The sequence below is a fragment of the Azospirillum baldaniorum genome, from assembly GCF_003119195.2.
Taxonomy (GTDB): Bacteria; Pseudomonadota; Alphaproteobacteria; order Azospirillales; family Azospirillaceae; genus Azospirillum; species Azospirillum baldaniorum.
In genome coordinates this window covers 57,281-75,000 of record NZ_CP022253.1, presented here as the reverse complement: position 1 = coordinate 75,000, position 17,720 = coordinate 57,281, and the positions used below count along the sequence as shown (strand labels likewise).

15 protein-coding genes and 2 rRNA genes (1 of these 17 cut by a window edge) are annotated in these 17,720 nt (G+C 68.7%); 9 read left to right on the top strand and 8 right to left on the bottom strand.

The genetic code is table 11. The features are described 5' to 3' along the window. Together Sp245p_RS00295 and rrf are read left to right on the top strand one after the other, a co-directional pair. Window positions 1-1,806, top strand: a 23S ribosomal RNA gene (locus Sp245p_RS00295) (it extends 941 nt beyond the left edge of the window). Between the two features lie 133 nt (window positions 1,807-1,939). Continuing rightward, window positions 1,940-2,055 (top strand): 5S ribosomal RNA (rrf, locus tag Sp245p_RS00290). A 153-nt stretch (window positions 2,056-2,208) separates the two neighbouring features. Here rrf and Sp245p_RS00285 read toward each other — a convergent pair. Continuing rightward, the gene (locus Sp245p_RS00285; protein ID WP_244439342.1) at window positions 2,209-4,095 is read right to left on the bottom strand and encodes a bifunctional diguanylate cyclase/phosphodiesterase; all 1,887 of its coding nucleotides are present in this window, start codon (window positions 4,093-4,095) and stop codon (window positions 2,209-2,211) included. Between the two features lie 182 nt (window positions 4,096-4,277). Between Sp245p_RS00285 and Sp245p_RS00280 the strand changes: the two genes are divergently transcribed. Then, a complete protein-coding gene (locus Sp245p_RS00280; RefSeq protein WP_014239108.1) occupies window positions 4,278-5,852 on the top strand; it encodes a helicase HerA domain-containing protein in 1,575 nt (524 codons plus the stop codon). 7 nt (window positions 5,853-5,859) lie between these two features. Here the strand turns inward: Sp245p_RS00280 and Sp245p_RS00275 are convergent, their stop codons facing one another. Further along, window positions 5,860-6,267 (bottom strand): hypothetical protein, encoded by a 408-nt coding sequence (locus Sp245p_RS00275; RefSeq protein WP_014239109.1) that lies wholly within the window; start codon window positions 6,265-6,267, stop codon window positions 5,860-5,862. A 45-nt stretch (window positions 6,268-6,312) separates the two neighbouring features. Here Sp245p_RS00275 and Sp245p_RS00270 point away from each other — a divergent pair, with 45 nt between their 5' ends. Continuing rightward, on the top strand, window positions 6,313-8,145 hold the full coding sequence (locus Sp245p_RS00270; protein ID WP_014239110.1) for a tetratricopeptide repeat protein: 1,833 nt from the start codon (window positions 6,313-6,315) through the stop codon (window positions 8,143-8,145). A gap of 7 nt (window positions 8,146-8,152) precedes the next feature. Here the strand turns inward: Sp245p_RS00270 and Sp245p_RS00265 are convergent, their stop codons facing one another. After that, window positions 8,153-8,374, bottom strand: a complete 222-nt coding sequence (locus Sp245p_RS00265) for a hypothetical protein (RefSeq protein WP_014239111.1) — start codon at window positions 8,372-8,374, stop codon at window positions 8,153-8,155. 72 nt (window positions 8,375-8,446) lie between these two features. Further along, window positions 8,447-8,605, bottom strand: a complete 159-nt coding sequence (locus Sp245p_RS34730; RefSeq protein WP_014239112.1) for a hypothetical protein — start codon at window positions 8,603-8,605, stop codon at window positions 8,447-8,449. Between the two features lie 229 nt (window positions 8,606-8,834). On the opposite strand from Sp245p_RS34730, the gene Sp245p_RS00260 reads away from it, so the two are divergent. The 5 genes from Sp245p_RS00260 to Sp245p_RS00240 all read left to right on the top strand — a co-directional run bounded on the left by Sp245p_RS00260 (window position 8,835) and on the right by Sp245p_RS00240 (window position 14,351). Then, window positions 8,835-10,442: an ABC transporter substrate-binding protein gene (locus Sp245p_RS00260; protein ID WP_014239113.1), complete on the top strand. Its 1,608-nt coding sequence runs from the start codon at window positions 8,835-8,837 to the stop codon at window positions 10,440-10,442. 190 nt (window positions 10,443-10,632) lie between these two features. After that, complete coding sequence (locus tag Sp245p_RS00255) at window positions 10,633-11,652, top strand: ABC transporter permease (protein ID WP_014239114.1); 1,020 nt, start codon at window positions 10,633-10,635, stop codon at window positions 11,650-11,652. A 10-nt stretch (window positions 11,653-11,662) separates the two neighbouring features. Beyond that, on the top strand, window positions 11,663-12,583 hold the full coding sequence (gene nikC / locus Sp245p_RS00250; protein ID WP_041811387.1) for a nickel transporter permease: 921 nt from the start codon (window positions 11,663-11,665) through the stop codon (window positions 12,581-12,583). An 11-nt stretch (window positions 12,584-12,594) separates the two neighbouring features. Then, window positions 12,595-13,578 (top strand): ABC transporter ATP-binding protein, encoded by a 984-nt coding sequence (locus Sp245p_RS00245; RefSeq protein ID WP_082188113.1) that lies wholly within the window; start codon window positions 12,595-12,597, stop codon window positions 13,576-13,578. Continuing rightward, window positions 13,575-14,351: an ABC transporter ATP-binding protein gene (locus tag Sp245p_RS00240; protein WP_041810859.1), complete on the top strand. Its 777-nt coding sequence runs from the start codon at window positions 13,575-13,577 to the stop codon at window positions 14,349-14,351. Before Sp245p_RS00245 ends, Sp245p_RS00240 begins: the two co-directional genes overlap by 4 nt. A gap of 5 nt (window positions 14,352-14,356) precedes the next feature. Here the strand turns inward: Sp245p_RS00240 and Sp245p_RS00235 are convergent, their stop codons facing one another. The 4 genes from Sp245p_RS00235 to Sp245p_RS00220 all read right to left on the bottom strand — a co-directional run bounded on the left by Sp245p_RS00235 (window position 14,357) and on the right by Sp245p_RS00220 (window position 17,714). Continuing rightward, complete coding sequence (locus Sp245p_RS00235) at window positions 14,357-14,899, bottom strand: MarR family winged helix-turn-helix transcriptional regulator (protein ID WP_014239116.1); 543 nt, start codon at window positions 14,897-14,899, stop codon at window positions 14,357-14,359. Between the two features lie 151 nt (window positions 14,900-15,050). Then, on the bottom strand, window positions 15,051-15,962 hold the full coding sequence (locus tag Sp245p_RS00230; RefSeq protein WP_014239117.1) for a DMT family transporter: 912 nt from the start codon (window positions 15,960-15,962) through the stop codon (window positions 15,051-15,053). 251 nt (window positions 15,963-16,213) lie between these two features. Further along, complete coding sequence (locus Sp245p_RS00225; RefSeq protein ID WP_041810860.1) at window positions 16,214-16,930, bottom strand: metallophosphoesterase family protein; 717 nt, start codon at window positions 16,928-16,930, stop codon at window positions 16,214-16,216. After that, a complete protein-coding gene (locus tag Sp245p_RS00220) occupies window positions 16,923-17,714 on the bottom strand; it encodes a nucleotidyltransferase family protein (protein WP_014239119.1) in 792 nt (263 codons plus the stop codon). Before Sp245p_RS00220 ends, Sp245p_RS00225 begins: the two co-directional genes overlap by 8 nt. Between the last annotated feature and the right edge of the window lie 6 nt (window positions 17,715-17,720).

The window sequence follows — 17,720 nt, the reverse complement described above, 5'->3', positions numbered from 1 at the left end:
AAGGTCCATCGTCGAGAGGGAAACAGCCCAGACCGCCAGCTAAGGTCCCCAAATCACGGCTAAGTGGGAAAGGATGTGGGAAGGCCATGACAACCAGGAGGTTGGCTTAGAAGCAGCCATCCTTTAAAGAAAGCGTAATAGCTCACTGGTCTAGTTAAGCCGGCCTGCGCCGAAAATGTATCGGGGCTCAAGCCGTGTACCGAAGCTGCGGATGTGATCTCTGATCACGTGGTAGCGGAGCGTTCCGTAAGCCTGCGAAGGGTCCCCGCGAGGGTGCCTGGAGGTATCGGAAGTGAGAATGCTGACATGAGTAGCGACAAACAGTGTGAGAAACACTGTCGCCGAAAGTCCAAGGGTTCCTGCGCAAGGTTAATCCACGCAGGGTGAGCCGGCCCCTAAGGCGAGGCCGAAAGGCGTAGTCGATGGGAACCACGTTAATATTCGTGGGCCAGCGGGTGTGTGACGAATGGGAAAGCGTGTCGGGCCTTATCGGATTGGCCCGGCTGGGGACCCGTTCCAGGAAACAGCCCCCGCATCAGACCGTACCCCAAACCGACACAGGTGGACTGGTAGAGTATACCCAGGCGCTTGAGAGAATGGTGTTGAAGGAACTCGGCAAATTGCCCTCGTAACTTCGGAAGAAGAGGGCCCCGTTGTGGCGCAAGCCATGGCGGGGGGCACAGACCAGGGGGTGGCGACTGTTTACTAAAAACACAGGGCTCTGCGAAGCCGTACAAGGCGACGTATAGGGTCTGACGCCTGCCCGGTGCCGGAAGGTTAAGAGGAGGGGTTCACGCTCCGAATTGAAGCCCCGGTAAACGGCGGCCGTAACTATAACGGTCCTAAGGTAGCGAAATTCCTTGTCGGGTAAGTTCCGACCTGCACGAATGGCGTAACGACTTCCCCGCTGTCTCCAACACCAACTCAGCGAAATTGAACTCTCCGTGAAGATGCGGAGTACCCGCGGTCAGACGGAAAGACCCCGTGCACCTTTACTACAGCTTTGCAGTGGTGCTAGGGATCTCATGTGTAGGATAGGTGGGAGGCTAGGAAGCCCGGGCGCCAGCTCGGGTGGAGCCATCCTTGAAATACCACCCTTGAGGTCTCTGGCATCTAACCGCGCTCCGTTCATCCGGAGCCGGGACCCTGCATGGCGGGTAGTTTGACTGGGGCGGTCGCCTCCCAAAGTGTAACGGAGGCGCGCGATGGTGGGCTCAGAGCGGTCGGAAATCGCTCGACGAGTGCAATGGCATAAGCCCGCCTGACTGCAAGACAGACAAGTCGAGCAGAGACGAAAGTCGGCCATAGTGATCCGGTGGTTCCATGTGGACGGGCCATCGCTCAACGGATAAAAGGTACGCCGGGGATAACAGGCTGATGACTCCCAAGAGTCCATATCGACGGAGTCGTTTGGCACCTCGATGTCGGCTCATCACATCCTGGGGCTGGAGCAGGTCCCAAGGGTTCGGCTGTTCGCCGATTAAAGTGGTACGTGAGCTGGGTTTAGAACGTCGTGAGACAGTTCGGTCCCTATCTGCCGTGGGTGTCGGAGTTTTGCGAGGATCTGTCCCTAGTACGAGAGGACCGGGATGGACATACCTCTGGTGCACCGGTTGTCACGCCAGTGGCATGGCCGGGTAGCTAAGTATGGACGGGATAACCGCTGAAAGCATCTAAGCGGGAAACCCACCTCTAAACCAGAACTCCCTTGAGAGCCGTGACAGACCATCACGTCGATAGGAGGCATGTGGACGGGCGGCAACGCCTGAAGCTGAGCCTTACTAATCGCTCGATCGGCTTGATCCTTCCCAGCAGGCGGCCCGCGCGCAGCGGCAAGCCCTGGGCGCACGAGCCAACACCGCAAGTACAAGAACGCATACGTCCTCGCTCAACGACCCCTCTGCCGTCCCGTCCGGATGGTTCGCGTGTGCCTTGGTGACCTGGTGGTCATGGCGAGGCTCCCAACACCCGATCCCATTCCGAACTCGGCCGTGAAACGCCTCAGCGCCGATGGTACTGCGTCTTAAGACGTGGGAGAGTAGGTCGCCGCCAGGTCACCACGGCACACGCCAAACCATCCAAGGACGTGGACGCAGAAGGCTTCAGGCACACTTGACAATCGGCTTCATGAACGACCAAGCCGGCGCTTTCCCCTGGGGGAAGCGCCGGCTTTTCGTTGTGTTTGGGGTGTCGCCGCGGGCCCCCTCCCTAACCCTCCCCCGCTCCGCAGGGGAGGGGATCAAGGGAGTGGGGGAGGTGGACGGTGCAGAGCTTGTCGGGGCTTTCCTTGGCGATGGCCTTGTGGCCGGCGATGGCGGTGTTGATCGCGTCGGAGGTCAGGCGGTGCGGGCCGGGAGCGATCACCACGGCGACGCCGCTGGCCGACAGCAGCGGGAAGCGCCGCACCGCGCCGTAGCGGTCCTTGCCCTCGAAGCAGCCGGCCTCCCGCGCCTCCGGATCGTAGAGGCTCTCGGCGTCGGAGCGGAACTGCGCGACAAGGTCCGCCATGCGGGCGAGCGCATCCTCCTCCTCGGCGCCGCTGAGGGCGACGAAGAAGTCGTCGCCGCCGATGTGGCCGGCGAAGCCGCCGTTGCCCGAGGCCCAGGCCTTCAGCCGCTCGCTGAACATCAGAATGGCGCGGTCGCCCTGGCGGAAACCGAACCGGTCGTTGAAGGGCTTGAAGTTGTCGAAGTCGAGATAGGCCAGGACGTGCCTGCGGTCCTGCTCCTGAAGGGCCCGCTCGATGTGGCGCACGATGGCGGCGTTGCCGGGCAGGCGGGTCAGCGGGTTCTGGTCGGCGGCCATGGCGAGGTTGCGCTCGTGCACCAGCCGGATCAGCGCGCCGCTGGACAGGAAGCCGGCATACTCGCCGCCTTCGATGATGATGATGCCGTCGCTGGCCTCCTCGGCCGAGAAGGCTTCGATCACTTGGTCGAGCGGGGTGGAGATGTCGCAGACCGGGCTCTTCACCACCAGATCCAGCAGCGTGTCGCCCAGCCCCTTGTTGCGCAGAAGCTCGCTGCCGAAGCGGGAATAGACGAAGCGCTTCAGGTCGCGCTCGCGGATCAGCCCCAGCGGGCGCTGCTGGCGGTCGACGATGGGGGCGATGGATGGGCTGTTGTCGCCGCGGAAATACTCCAGAAGCTCCGTCTTCGGGGAATTGACGGCCAGCGGCGGCTGCCGCTCGATCACCTCGGACAGACGGAGGCGGGTTTCGTTCGGCTTGCGCCGGTCCTGGCGGTTCAGCTCCTCGACGATGCCGTAGCGCTCGGGCACGGCGCGCAGTTCCAGGCTCGGCCGGGCGATCAGATAGCCTTGGGCGAAGTCGCAGCCGAGATCGCGGCAGGTGTGGAATTCCTTCTCCGTCTCCACCCCCTCGGCGATGATGAGGATGCCGAGCGCGTGGGCGTAACTGACCAGCGCGTGGGCAATGGCCCGCTTGCGCGTGTCCTGGTCGATGCCGTCGATGAAATAGCGGTCGATCTTCAGATAGTCGGGCTTGGATTCGTAGAGCAGCCGCAGCCCGGCGAAGCCGACGCCGAAATCGTCCAGCGCCACCCCGATGCCCGCCTGCCGGTAGCGGTCGATGGCCTGCTCGATGCTGTGGTCGGGACGCAGCTCCCGCCGCTCGGAAATCTCCAGGCTGATGGTCAGGCGCGGGTCGGGCGCGCCGCCGTCCGGCGCGAAGGGGGCCGGCGCGAAAGGGGCCAGCCAGGGCGAGCCGGCCACCCCGACCACTCGAGCGTCGATGTTCAGGAACAGCTTGGCGTTCGGCCAGTGGTCCAGCGCGCGGAAGGCCGCCACCGCCTTGGCGTGCAGGGCGCATTCCACCTCGGCCAGCAGGCCCTGCATGCAGGCGGCGTCCAGCAGGTCGTTGGGGCTGGCGAAGGGACTGCGCTCCAGGCCGCGCAGCAGCGCCTCCATGCCGTGGCAGCGCCCGGTGCGCATCTGCACGATGGGCTGGAAGGCGACCGACAGACCGGCCAGAAGACGGGTCCATTCCGCCGGCAGCGCGGCCTTGCGGGCGCTTCCCGCCGGGGTGCCGGAGCCGTTGTCCGTTTCCTGTGCTGGCACCGAGGCCATGGCTTCGTCCACCGCCGGCTGTCCATGTTTGTCACGGGCAAGCCCATCTTGTAGCGGATGATCTTTTCGATTTCGTGACAAAGGCAAGGCGTCTGCGCGAGGGCGATCCAAAATGCCCTTCGCACCGTGGCCCCGCTTTGCGCTATAGGGGTGCGCTTCAACGCAGACGATGATGGATCTGGGGGCGGCGGGGCATGAAGGTCGGCATCGACATGGGGGCGGCCATGACGGCTGGCGCGACGGGGGCGTCGGCGATGCTGGATCTCGAGGAGCTACTGGCGACCCGCCTGCTGGTGCAGGGCAACTCCGGTTCCGGCAAGTCGCACCTGCTGCGCCGTCTGATCGAGCAGAGCGCGCGTTGGGTGCAGCAGGCGGTGATCGACCCCGAGGGCGACTTCGTGACCCTGGCCGAGCGCTTCGGCCACATCGTGGTGAACGCCGACGAGCACAGCGAGGCCGCCCTGCAGAGCGTCGCCGCCCGCGTGCGCCAACACCGCGTCTCCGTCGTGCTGAACCTGGAGGGGCTGGACGCGGACATGCAGATGCGCCACGCCGCGGCCTTCCTGGGGGGGCTGTTCGACGCCGACCGCGATCACTGGTACCCCATGCTGGTGGTGGTGGACGAGGCGCAGCTCTTCGCCCCGTCGGCCGCCGGCGAGGTGTCGGACGAGGCGCGCAAGGTCTCGCTGGGCGCCATGACCAACCTGATGTGCCGCGGGCGCAAGCGCGGGCTGGCCGGGGTGATCGCGACGCAGCGCCTTGCCAAGCTCGCCAAGAACGTGGCGGCGGAGGCCTCCAACTTCCTGATGGGCCGCACCTTCCTCGACATCGACATGGCCCGCGCCGCCGATCTGCTGGGCATGGAGCGCCGCACCGCCGAGATGTTCCGCGATCTGGAGCGCGGGCACTTCATCGCGCTCGGCCCGGCGATCTCGCGCCGCCCGCTGCCGCTGCGCATCGGTGCCGTCGAGACGCAGGGGCGGGCGGGCAGCCCGAAGCTCATGCCGCTGCCCGACACCCCGCTGGAGGATGCGCGGGAGCTGATCTTCAAGCCGGGCGAGCCGGAGCCGCCGCGTCTGCCGGCGCGCCGCCCCTCGACCAGCGCCAGCGCCGACCTGCTGGCCCAGCTCTCCCGCCCGCGCCCCTTGCCGGTGGAGCCGGAGAACGAGGGCGCGGCCCCTGCGCTGCCCATGGAGGAACCGGAAACGCCGGAGCAGGCGGCGGAGCGCAAAGCCGCCTACGAGGCGATCCTGCGCGAGGTGCTGGCCGATCCGGAGGCGCCCTACCGCTCCATCGCCGTGCTGTATCAGGACTTCCTGGTGCGCTGCCGGACGCAGGGGGTGCGGGGCGAGCTTCTGGAATTGCCGGCCTTCCGGCGCAAGCTGGCGGCGGCCCGCGCCGGGGCGGGGGACGGCACCGAGGAGAATCCCGCCTGGGCGAAGGCGACCCAGGTCGCGGCGACCCTGCCGGAGGACATCCAGGTCGTCTTCCTGCTGCTGGCCCGCGCGGCGCTGGACCATCTGCCCTGCCCATCCGACGCCGAGGTGGCCCGGGCCTGCGGCAGCCGGTCGCGCGGGCGGGCGCGGCGCCTGCTGACCTATATGGAGCAGCGCGGCTTCGTCGCCACGCGCAGCGGGCTGGGCAACACGCGCAGCATCGCCCTGCCGGCGCTGGGCTGGGAAACCGCGCTGGGCGATCCGAACGCCGACCCGAACGCCGACGACGGATCGGAGGGGCCGGAGGACGGCGGGCTGTTCGCCACCGCCTGATTTTTCTTTACTCGTCGTCCGGCTCGATCCCGGTGGCCAGGGCGTGGGCCAGACGCCCGGCGGCGGCGACCGCGGCCATGGCCTCCTGCGCCTTGGCGGCGATGCGCGCGGTGCCCTCCGGCGTCGGCTGGTAAAGCTTCGGGTCGGGCAGGCGCTCGATGAAGTCCCAGGCGCTGGTGGCGGGGTCCCAGACCTCGAACACGTCGGGGTTGGGGCGACGGGCGACCCAGGCGCGGGCCGCGTTGCCCTCGGCGCGGAAGCGCACCCCGAAGAAGCGGCTGGCCGCCATGGCCCCGATGGCCGCGACCAGATCGGCGTCGGCGTCCGGGAAGCGCTGCGTCAGAGCGGCGCGCAGGGCTTCCGCCAGGGCGCGGCGGTCGTCATGATGGGGAAGGCCATCGGGATCGGTTCTCATGGCCCGCGATGGTAGAGGGATGGTGCGCCTCCGCAAGCGGGCGCGATGTCGCAAGCGCAGCCCGGAGTCGTCATGGTCAGCCTGTCCGAAGCCCTGTCCGAAGCCTACGCCATCGCCATCGGCCACCATCGGGCCGGACGGATGGGCGAGGCCGCCGGGGTCTACCGCGCCATTCTCGACGCCGACCCGCGGCAGGCCGACGCGCTGCATCTGCTGGGTGTCCTGGCGGGCCAGACCGGGCGGACGGAGGACGCGCTGTCGCTGATCGCCCAGGCCATCGCGCTGGATCCGGAGGCGGCGGACTATCACGACAATCTCGGCAGCCTGCGCCGCACCGGCGGGGATGCGGTTCGGGCCGCCGGCCAGCATGCGCGCGCCCTGGCGCTGGAACCGGCGCGGGCCAAGGCGGCCTTCAACCGGGGATTGGCGCTGGGCGACCTGGGCCGGATGGAAGAGGCGCTCGGATGCTTCCGCGCCGCCCTGCGGGTCGATCCGGGCTATGGGGCGGCGACGCTGGCGGCGGGACGGCTGCTGGCCGGCGGGCCGGAGCCGCTGGCGGCGGAGCGCTGGCTGGCCCACGCGCTGTCCCTGGCCCCGGACAGCGCCGACGGCTGGGCGGCGGTGGGACGCGCGCGGCTGGCGGCTGGGGAGACCGATGGGGCGGTGACGGGCTACGGCCGGGCGGCGCGGCTGCGTCCGGGTGACGGGGCGGCGCTGAGCAACCTTGCCATGGCGGTTTTGCAGGCCAGCGGCGCCCTGCCGGAGTTCCCTCGCGCCGACCACCCGGAGGCGAGTTGGGCCGAACCGCTCGCCCACGCGCTCGACCTGTTCCTGGCGGCGCTGGAGCGCGGGGCGGGCGAGGTGGCGGAGGCCGCGCTGTTCCGCACCGCCGTGCTGACCATCCACCGCGGCATGCTGGACGACGCGCGGCTGGAACGGATCGCCCGGCGGGCGCGGAACCGGCTGCGGCGCGCACCGGGGGACGGCGCGGCGGCGGCCTGCATCGCCCACGGCCTTTACCGCCAAGGGCGGCTGGTGACCGCCTCGCGCCTCGCCCGGCGCTGTTTGCGCGGCTGGTCGGAGGAGGCGATCCGCGCCGACCCACAGGCGACGAAATGGCGGCAGGTCGACGCGCGCCCTGTCTTCCTCGATGCGCTCGCCGGGTATCGGCCGCGCATCGTGGAGGCGGGAGAGCGGTCGATGCCGGTTTCGCCCGCGGCGGGAGGTGGCGCGATCCTGCTGGTCAGCGTCGATTCCGGCTATTGGCGGCGCTTCGGCGGCTGGTTCCTGTCCCATGCCCTTAAGGATGCGCCGGGCGACCGCGTGCATGTCCACATCGTCAATCCCAGCGCGGAGGATCGCGCCGACCTGGACCGCCGCTGCGCCGCTCGGCCGGGGCGGCTGTCCTGGTCGCTGGAGCGCATCGACCTGTCCGCCCACGCGCCGGGGGCGGAAACCACCTATTACGCCTGCGCGCGCGTCTTCGTGGCCCTGGACCTGCTGGAGCGGACGGGAACGCCGGTCTTCATCACCGACATCGACGCCCGCGGCACGGCGCCGCTTCCACCGGACTTGCGGGACGGGGCCGGGTGGGACCTGACCATCATGCGCGACCGCCGCGCCCGTGGGCCGTTCGACGAGATCCTCGGCGGCTTCCTGGGGGTGGCGCCGACCGCAGCGGGGCGGGAGTTTCTCAGGCTCGTCGGCGCCTATATCGGCTGGTTCTTCGACCGCGGCGAGGCGGCTTGGACGCTGGACCAAGCGGCGCCCTACTCCGTCCTTCACGACTGGATGCGGCGCGGGCGAACGCCGCGGCTGCGGGAGTACGAATTCCTGCGTCTGCCCTGGTTCGATTTTCCGGTGAAGGGGGAGGGGTGAGGGCCTGCTACGCCGCCTGGACGCTGTTGTCCTTGCGCCGGGACAACTGCAACTGACCGTCCAGGCACTTCACGTAGGTGGTCTTGCCGGCCTTCAGATTGTCGCAGACGGTGACCAGCGCGCGCGGGATGGCCGCAAATTCCTTCGAGCCGCGCGACTGCGTGTTGTAGGCGGCGAGATGCTGGCGCAGCCCCTCCTTCGACACCGGCTTTCCGTCGTTCCCGATCATGGTCGTCCCCGCGTGTGTGGTCCTTGAGGGACGAGGCTACGCGGGGACGGTGCCGGACTCAACGCTCCGGACTCAACGTCCGCTGCCGTCCGGGGGCTGGTCCGCCGGTTTCCCGCCGTCGCCGGTCCAGTCGTCGGTGATGTAGCGCTGCGCGTCGCTGATCTTTTCCACCTCGTCGCGGCTCGGCGGCTTGGGCACGCGCGACTGGCCGTTCTCGCGGTCCTGATCCATGGGTCCTCCATCGCTTTGCCAGTGATGTGGACGGACGGGCGGGATCGGCAAGCCTGTTGCGGACCGGGGTACGGCCTTCGCGTTTGGTCGCAGGGGACCGCTATGACCGCCGCCCGCTTGACAGGCGAACCCGCGCCGCCGGATCATCCGGCCGTTAACCGCTAAGAATTCCAAAGAGAATTCGCCCCATCCGGGGTCGTTCCGGGATCACGCAGGGAGTATGGGAACCATGAACACGCTCGCGCGCCGTCTGGCCGGCGCCGCCCTTCTGTCCGCCGGTCTTTCCTTCGGCCTTGCGGCCACGCCGGTCCTGGCCGACACGCCGAAGGACACGCTGGTCATGGCCTGGCAGTTCGACGACATCGTGACGCTCGATCCCGGCGAGATCTTCGAGCTGTCGGGGGCCGAATACGGCGCCCAGGTCTACGACCGGCTGATCCGCTTCGACGTCAACGACGTCAGCAAGATCCACGGGCAGGTCGCGGAAAGCTGGACCGTCTCCGACGACGGCAGGACCTTCACCTTCACCATCCGCGACGGGATCAAGTTCCACTCCGGCAACCCGCTGACGGCGGAGGACGTGGCCTACTCGCTCCAGCGCGCCGTGAAGATGAACAAGGGGCCGGCCTTCATCCTGACCCAGTTCGGCCTGACGCCGGAGAACGTCGATCAGAAGGTCCGTGCCACCGACCCGCGCACCCTGGTCTTCGAGACGGACAAGACCTACGCCCCGACCTTCGTGCTCTATTGCCTGACCGCCGACGTCTCCGGCGTGGTCGATGCCAAGCTGGTCAAGAGCAAGGAGGTCAACGGCGACTTCGGCGCCGCCTTCCTCAAGGCCAACTCCGCCGGGTCCGGCCCCTTCGTGCTGCGCCAGTGGAAGGCCAGCGAGCTTCTGTCGCTGGAGGCCAACGCCAACTACTGGGGCGGCGCCCCCGCCGTGAAGCGCGTGCTGATCCGCCACATCGCGGAGCCGGCGACCCAGCGCCTGCTGCTGGAGAAGGGCGACGTGGACGTGGCCCGCAACCTGAAGCCGGAGCAGTTCGAACCGCTGCGCGGCAACGACAAGATCCGCATCGTCCAGGCGCCCAAGGGCACGCTCTATTATTTCGGCCTGAACCAGAAGAACGAGGTGCTGGCCAAGCCCGACGTGCGCAAGGCCTTCAAGTACGCCGTGGATTACGACGGCATGGCGAAGACCATCATGAACGGCCTCGGCACCGTGCATCAGGCCTTCCTGCCCAAGGGCTTCCTCGGCGCGCTGGAGGAGAACCCGTACACGTATGATCCGGCCAAGGCGAAGGAGCTGCTCAAGCAGGCGGGCTATCCGGACGGCATCACGGTGACCATGGACGTCCGCAACACCTCGCCCAGCATGGACATGGCCCAGGCCATCCAGGGCAGCGCGGCGGCGGCGGGCATCACGGTCAAGCTGCTGCCGGCGGACGGCAAGCAGGTGGTCACCAAGTACCGCGCCCGCAACCACGAGGCGCTGCTGTACCAGTGGGGCGCCGACTACCAGGACCCGAACACCAACGCCGACACCTTCGCCGCCAACCCGGACAACGCCGACGACGCGAAGGCCAAGCCGCTGTCCTGGCGCAACGCCTGGGACATCCCCGAGCTGACCAAGAAGACCGCCGCCGCGGTCGAGGAGCGCGACACCGCCAAGCGCGCCGCGATGTACCAGGAGCTGCAGCGCGAGGTGCTGGAGACCTCGCCCTTCGTCATCATGTTCCAGCAGACCGAGGTGATCGCGGAGCGCAGCAACGTCGAGGGGCTGGTCTGGGGCCCGAGCTTCGACAGCAACTATTACTGGAAGGTCAGCAAGAAGTAAGGGGCGCGTTCTTCCCCAGCGCTTCGTTCCCTCTCCCCTCCGGGGAGAGGGTTAGGGTGAGGGGGATGGGCTTTTGCCGGACGTACGGGAGTCGCGAGACCCCCTCACCCTCCCCTCTCCCCAGAGGGGAGAGGGTTTTTTTGACGTTGCGTTAGGGTGAAACTTGGCCGCTATCCTGAAACGACCGGGGATGCCGGGGCGGCGTCATGCGATTCGCGGGGCGGGGCTGCTCGTCTCGGTGGCGCTGACCGTTCTCGGCCTCCTGCTCGTCACCTTCCTGATCGGGCGCGTGGTCCCCATCGACCCGGTGATCTCCGTGGTCGGCGACCGCGTGTCCGCCGACACCTACGCCCGCGTCCGGCAGGAGCTGGGGCTGGACCTGCCGCTGTGGCAGCAGTTCCTGCGCTACGTCGGCGACGTGCTGCAGGGCGATTTCGGCACCTCGGTGCTGACCTCCCGCCCGGTGCTGGAGGACATCCTGCGCGTCTTCCCGGCGACGTTGGAACTGGCCACCGCCGCGCTGGTCGTCGGCGTTCTGCTGGGCATCCCGGCGGGGGTGATGGCCGCCGTCCACCGTGGGCGTTGGCCGGACCATCTGATCCGGGTGATCGGGCTGATCGGCCATTCCATCCCAATCTTCTGGCTGGGGCTGATGGCGCTTCTGGTCTTCTACGCGCGGCTCGACTGGGCGCCGGGGCCGGGGCGGGTGGACGTCTTCTACGAAGGGCTGGTCGATCCGGTGACTGGGATCATCACGGTGGACGCCCTGCTGGCCGGCGAGAGCGACGTGTTCTGGAACGCGCTGCACCATCTGGTGCTGCCGGCGGGCATCCTCGGCCTCTACAGCGTGGCCTACATCGCGCGCATGACGCGCAGCTTCATGCTGGACCAGCTCCGCCAGGAATACATCACGACGGCCCGCGTGAAGGGCATGTCGGAGGCGCGGGTGATCTGGCGCCACGCGCTGGGCAACATCGCGGTGCCGCTGACCACGGTGGTGGCGCTGTCCTACGCGTCGCTGCTGGAGGGGTCGGTGCTGACCGAGACGGTGTTCGCCTGGCCGGGGCTGGGCTTGTACATCACCAACTCGCTGCTGTCGGCGGACATGAACGCGGTGCTGGGCGGCACCCTGGTGGTTGGGGCGGTCTTCATCGGCCTGAACCTGCTGTCCGACCTGCTGTACCGCCTGCTCGATCCCCGTGCGCGATGAGGGGGGCATGATGACCACACAGACTCATTCGACCGAAGGCGGGCTGCGGGCGTGGCTGACGGCGGAGACTCCGCACTCCCGCGGGCAGGCGCGGCTGGGCCGGGTCTATCTGGGCTGGCTGGCCTTCGCGCGCAACCGGCTGGCCATGATCGGGCTGGGCATCGTGCTGCTGCTGGTGCTGATGGCGGCGCTGGCCCCGCTGCTCGCCCCCTACGATCCCTACACGCAGGACCTGTCGCAGCGGCTGCTGCCGCCCAGCGCGGCGCACTGGCTGGGCACCGACGCCTTCGGGCGGGACATCCTGTCGCGCATCCTCTACGGCTCCCGCCTGACGCTGATGATCGTGGCGCTGGTCGCGGTCACCGCGCCGGTCGCCGGGCTGCTGATCGGGACGGTGGCGGGCTATCTCGGCGGCTGGGTGGACGCGGTGCTGATGCGCGTCACCGACATCTTCCTGGCCTTCCCGAAGCTGATCCTGGCGCTGGCCTTCGTCTCGGCGCTGGGACCGGGCATCGAGAACGCCATCATCGCCATCGCGATCACCAGCTGGCCGCCCTACGCCCGCATCGCGCGGGCCGAGACGATCACCATCCGCAAGAGCGACTTCATCAGCGCGGCCCGGCTCCAGGGCGCCTCGACGCCGCGGATCATCCTCGGCCATGTCGTGCCGCTCTGCTCCTCCTCGCTGATCGTGCGGGTGACTCTGGACATGGCGGGGATCATCCTGACGGCGGCGGGGCTGGGCTTCCTCGGCCTCGGCGCGCAGCCGCCCGCCCCGGAATGGGGCGCGATGATCGCCACCGGGCGCCAGTATGTGCTGGAGCAGTGGTGGGTCGCTACCATGCCCGGCATCGCCATCTTCGTGGTCAGCCTGGGCTTCAACCTGCTGGGCGACGGCCTGCGCGACGTTCTGGACCCGAAAGGCCAATGAGCCAACCGCCAATGAGCGACAAACCTCTGCTGGAGGTCGAGAACCTCCGCATCTCCTTCCCCACCCGGACGGGCGTGACGCAGGCGGTGCGCGGCGTCTCCTTCACCGTGGGCCGGGAAAAGCTGGGCATCGTCGGCGAGTCCGGCTCCGGCAAGTCGATGACCGGGCGGGCCATCCTGCGGCTGGTCCCGCCGCCCGGCGTCGTCACCGCCGACCGGCTGAGCTTCCAGGGCGAGGACCTGCTGACCCTGCCGGAGAAGCGGCTGCGCGGCATCCGCGGCCGGCGCATCTCCATGGTCATGCAGGACCCGAAATTCTCACTGAACCCGGTGATGACCATCGGTGCCCAGATCGCCGAGGCCTACCGCGTCCATTCCAGCGCCGGCACGGCGGAGGCGAAGCGGCGCGCGCTGGAGATGCTGGAGGCCGTGCGCATCCGCAACCCGGAGCGGGTCTACGGCCTCTACCCGCACGAGGTGTCGGGCGGCATGGGCCAGCGCATCATGATCGCCATGATGCTGATCCCCAACCCCGACCTGCTGATCGCCGACGAGCCGACCTCGGCGCTCGATGTGACGGTGCAGATGCAGGTGCTGGCGATCATGGACGAGCTGTGCTCCAGCCGCGGCATGGGGATGATCTTCGTCAGCCACGACCTCAACCTCGTAGCGTCCTTCTGCGACCGTATCCTGATCATGTACGCCGGCCGGGTGGTCGAGACCTGCCGCGCGTCGGAGTTGCACGCGGCCAAGCACCCCTACACCCGCGGCCTGCTCGACAGCCTGCCGCGCCTGGACGACACGCGGGCGGAGCTGCCGGTGCTGGCGCGCGACCCGTCCTGGCTTGAAGATATTTCTCCCTCTCCCCTCTGGGGAGAGGGTCGGGGTGAGGGGGATGTCGGGGGACCGGTGCGTTCGGCAACGGCCGGACCCCCTCACCCTAACCCTCTCCCCAGAGGGGAGAGGGGACATGGTCCGGCGGAGGGCGGGCGATGATCGACGTCAGGGATCTGCGCGTCACCTTCGGCCATGGGGCCGACGCCGTGGCCGCCGTGCAGGGGGTGTCCTTCGCCGTGCGGGAGGGCGAGAGCTTCGGGCTGGTCGGCGAGTCGGGGTCGGGCAAGTCCACGGTGCTGCGCGCCGTCGTCGGGCTGAACCACGACTGGACCGGGTCCATCGCCGTGGCCGGCGCCGCGCAAAGCCGGCGCCGCGAGAAGGGCTTCTTCAAGTCCTGCCAGATGGTCTTCCAGGATCCCTACGGCTCGCTCCACCCCCGCCACACCATCGACCGCATCCTGGCCGAGCCGATCGCCATCCACGGCCTGCGCGACGCCGACGCGCGGATCGACCGGGTGCTGCGCGACGTCGGGCTGGGATCGCAGTTCCGCTTCCGCTACCCGCACCAGCTCTCCGGCGGGCAGCGCCAGCGCGTCGCCATCGCCCGCGCCCTGGTGCTGGAGCCGCGCGTGCTGCTGCTGGACGAGCCGACCTCGGCGCTCGACGTGTCGGTGCAGGCGGAAATCCTCAACCTGCTGAAGCGGCTGCGGGCGGAACACGCGCTGACCTACGTGCTGGTCAGCCACAATCTGGCGGTCGTCGCCACCATGTGCGACCGGCTGGCCGTGATGAACCGCGGCCGCATCGTCGAGGAGATGGACGTGGACTCGCTGCGCCGGGGGGCCGCGCGGGAGGACTACACGCGGCAGCTCCTGCGCGCCAGCCAGGGCTACGACCGCGCGGCGGCGGACAGCTTCAAGGACTTCGCCTGAAGCGATCAGTCCGTGCCCGGAGCCTGTGGGCCCGGAGCCTGTGGGCTGGGCGGCGCGGCGGGGCGGGTGGCCAGCGCGTCGGCCCGGGCCTGGAGCTTGGCCAGCAGGCCGTCGAGCTGGCCCATCTCCTCCTCCGTCAGGGCGCTGGTCAGCTCCCGCTCGTAAGCCAGGGCGAGGGGGACGATCTCCGTGTAGATCGCCAGCGCCTTGGGCGTCAGGGTGAGCTGCGCCTTGCGGCGGTCGGTGGCGCCCGATTCGCGCAGGATCAGACCCGAATCGAGCATCCGGCTGATTGCCCGGCTGACCTGCACCTTGTCCATGGCGGTGCGCTGGGCGATCTCCCCCGCGCTCAGCGTCTCGCCGCCGCCCAGCACGGCGATGACCCGCCATTCCGGGATGGTGATGCCGAATCGCTTCTCGTACAGCTTTGCCACCGTGTGGCTGACCGTGTTGGACAGCACCGACAGGCGGTAGGGCAGGAAGCGGGTCAGATGCAGCACCGGCGCGGCGGGATCGGCGCCGGAACGCTTGCGGCGGGGGGAGGCCATGGGGTGTCGCGCCTTATCGGAATGCGGGAACCGGGAGACGGTTTCTCCATCCTGCCCCGGAAATTGGCGGACGCAACCGTTTCAGATAAAATTTTTCAGCCGCCGGGAATGAGCCGCCAAGAACAAGCTGCCAGGAATTCGCCGGACAGCCTCAGCGGTTGACGATCAGCGCCACCCCCAGCACCGCGACGATGGCGCCCGCCCAGGCTCCGGCCCCCGGACGCTGGCGGGTCCAGACCCACAGCATCGGCAGGATCAGAACCGGGCTGGTGGCCGACAGGGTGGCGACCACGCCGGCGTTGCCGTGGGCCAGCCCGATCAGCAGCAGCGTCATGCCCAGCCCCAGCCCGATGAAACCGTTCACCACTATCTGGGCGAAGATGCGCGGCGTCAGGCCGGGGCCGAAGCCGAAGCGCTGGCCGGGCAGCAGCCCGCCCGCGAACAGCAGCAGCCCCGACATGCCGACGCGCACCGCCGCCGCCGCGATGGGGTCGGCGCCCGCCGCCATCACCGGCCGGGCGATGACCGAGCCGGCGGCCTGGCAGACGGCGGCGATCAGGCAGGCGCCGACGCCGACCAGCAGGCGCCCCCGCACCGACTCCCAGTCATGGGGAACGGTGCCGGTGCCGTTCGGGACCGGGCTGGCGCGGAAGAAGATCGCCAGCATCACCCCGGCGGTGACCAGCGCGATGCCGACCGCCGTCCACGGCCCCAGCGCCTCCCCCAGCACGGCCCAGGCGAGCAGCGCGGTGATCGGCGCGTTGGTGGCGTAGATGACCGAGTTGCGGCGCGGCCCGATGCGCCCCAGCGCCCAGAACAGCGCGGTGTCGCCCATCACGATGCCGACCGCGCCGGACAGCGCCAGGATCGCCGCCCCCTGCAGGTCGAGAGTCTGCCAGCCGCCGAGCAGCGTCGCGGCCAGCGCCGTGCCGACGAAGACGATGCTCATGCGCAGGCGGTTGAAGGCGACCGAGCCGATGGCCCGCACCGGGCCGATGGCGATCAGCCCGCTGGCCGCCCAGCAGAGCGCAGCCCCCAGGGCGGCGAGGTTGGCGGTCAGCATGACGGGAGCTTCGGAAGGGCAGGGTGGGGCACAAAATGGGGCATTGTGCCCGCACCCTATCCCGAACCCCACCGGGACGGTAGTGCGACGGTGGCATGGCGGGGGAATGGTTTTTGGGAAGTGGGTGCGCTGGCCCTCTGTCCTCCCCCCACTTCGCGGGGAGAGGAGAAACACCCTCTCCTGCGAAGCGGGGGAGGGAAGGGGCCCGCGGCGAAGCCGTGGGAAGGGTGGGGGGAATCGGAGCCGATGCCCTACACCTCGATCAGCGCGTACGGCCTTCCCGACTCCTTCTCGATGGTCTGTGCGACGTTGTAGACCGGCGTGCCGCGCAGGGTCCGGCCGGCGTAGCTGCCGTGGTGGGCGTGGCCATGGACGACCGCCTGGACGTGGAAGCGGTCGATGGTCTCCGCCAGACGGGAGGAGCCGAGGAAGGGATAGATCTCGGTCGGCTCGCCGCGCACCGTCTCGGCGATGGGGGCGTAGTGCAGGACGACCATCGTCCGCTCCGTCTCCAGCTGGCGCAGGGCGCTTTCCAGCCGCATCGCCTCGTTCACCGCCTCGTGCACGAACTGCTTGATCGCCGGTTCGCCGAAGGCGTCGAGCATGCGGTTCTCGAACCCGCCGCCGAAGCCCTTCACCCCGGCGAAGCCGACGCCGCGGATCTCCACCGGGTTGCCATCGAGGAAGCGGACGCCCGCCTGCTCCAGGATGCGCTGAAGCTCCTCGACATGGCCGCATTCATGGTCGTGGTTGCCCAGCACGGCGACCACCGGGATGCCGATGGCGCGCAGGTCCTCGGCCAGCACCTCGGCCTCGCGCGGCTTGCCGTGGTTGGTCAGGTCGCCGGCCAGCGCCAGGACGTCCGCCCGGTCGGCGATCTCCTGGAACAGCTCGCGGTAGGGATGGGTGGAGGTCTCCCCCACATGGATGTCGCCGATGGCGGCGACCTTCAATGTTGCATCAGCCATGCTTGGTTTCCTCGCCGACGACGTCGGCGAACCCCCAGTCCGTGACGTCGATCCGATAATCCTCGCGCGAGAACAGCCGCCCCCGGCAGATGCGGGTCTGCGGCACCGGCAGCTTCGCGCGCTCGTTCAGCCGGTCCAGAAGTTCCTGCAACAGCCAGGCGGGGATGTGGTCGCGCTCCGTCGGGTAGATGAAGCGGAAGTTCAGGACGTGCATCAGAAGCACCTCCCAATACTGCTCCATGTGGCCGAGCAGCCGTTTCCAGTCGATGTGGGCGTGCTGCTTCAGGATCATGTGGGCAACGTCTGGGCCGTCGTACTTGTGCCGCATCTGCACGAAGGCCTTGGAGAAGACCATTTCCGTCGGCGGGATGAGCTGCACGTCGGCGCCGCAGACCAGCGCGCGGTGATCCTCCTCGAACCAGCGGTCGTTGACCGGGTTGATGGCGGCGGCGGAGTTGAAGATCACGTCGAAGAACAGGTCGCCGTGCAGGACCTTGCCGATCCAGCGCTCGTCCTCGATCTCCGTCGCGAAGCCGCGGTCCTGGAAATGCGCGAGGATGCGCGGAAAGTCGCCGCCCCGGCAGAAGATGTCGATGTCCTTGGTCGGCCGGGTGATCCCGGTGTAGGCGCTGAGCGCGTAGGTGCCGCCCAGCAGGAAGGGAATCCCGGACTCCTTCAGGACCTTCAGACTCTCCGTGTAGAAGGCCTCAGCCTCGGCCGAGACATCGGCACGGCCTTCGCGCCCCCGGCTTTCGCACCCACGGCTTTCACGGTTGCCGTCCATCGCACC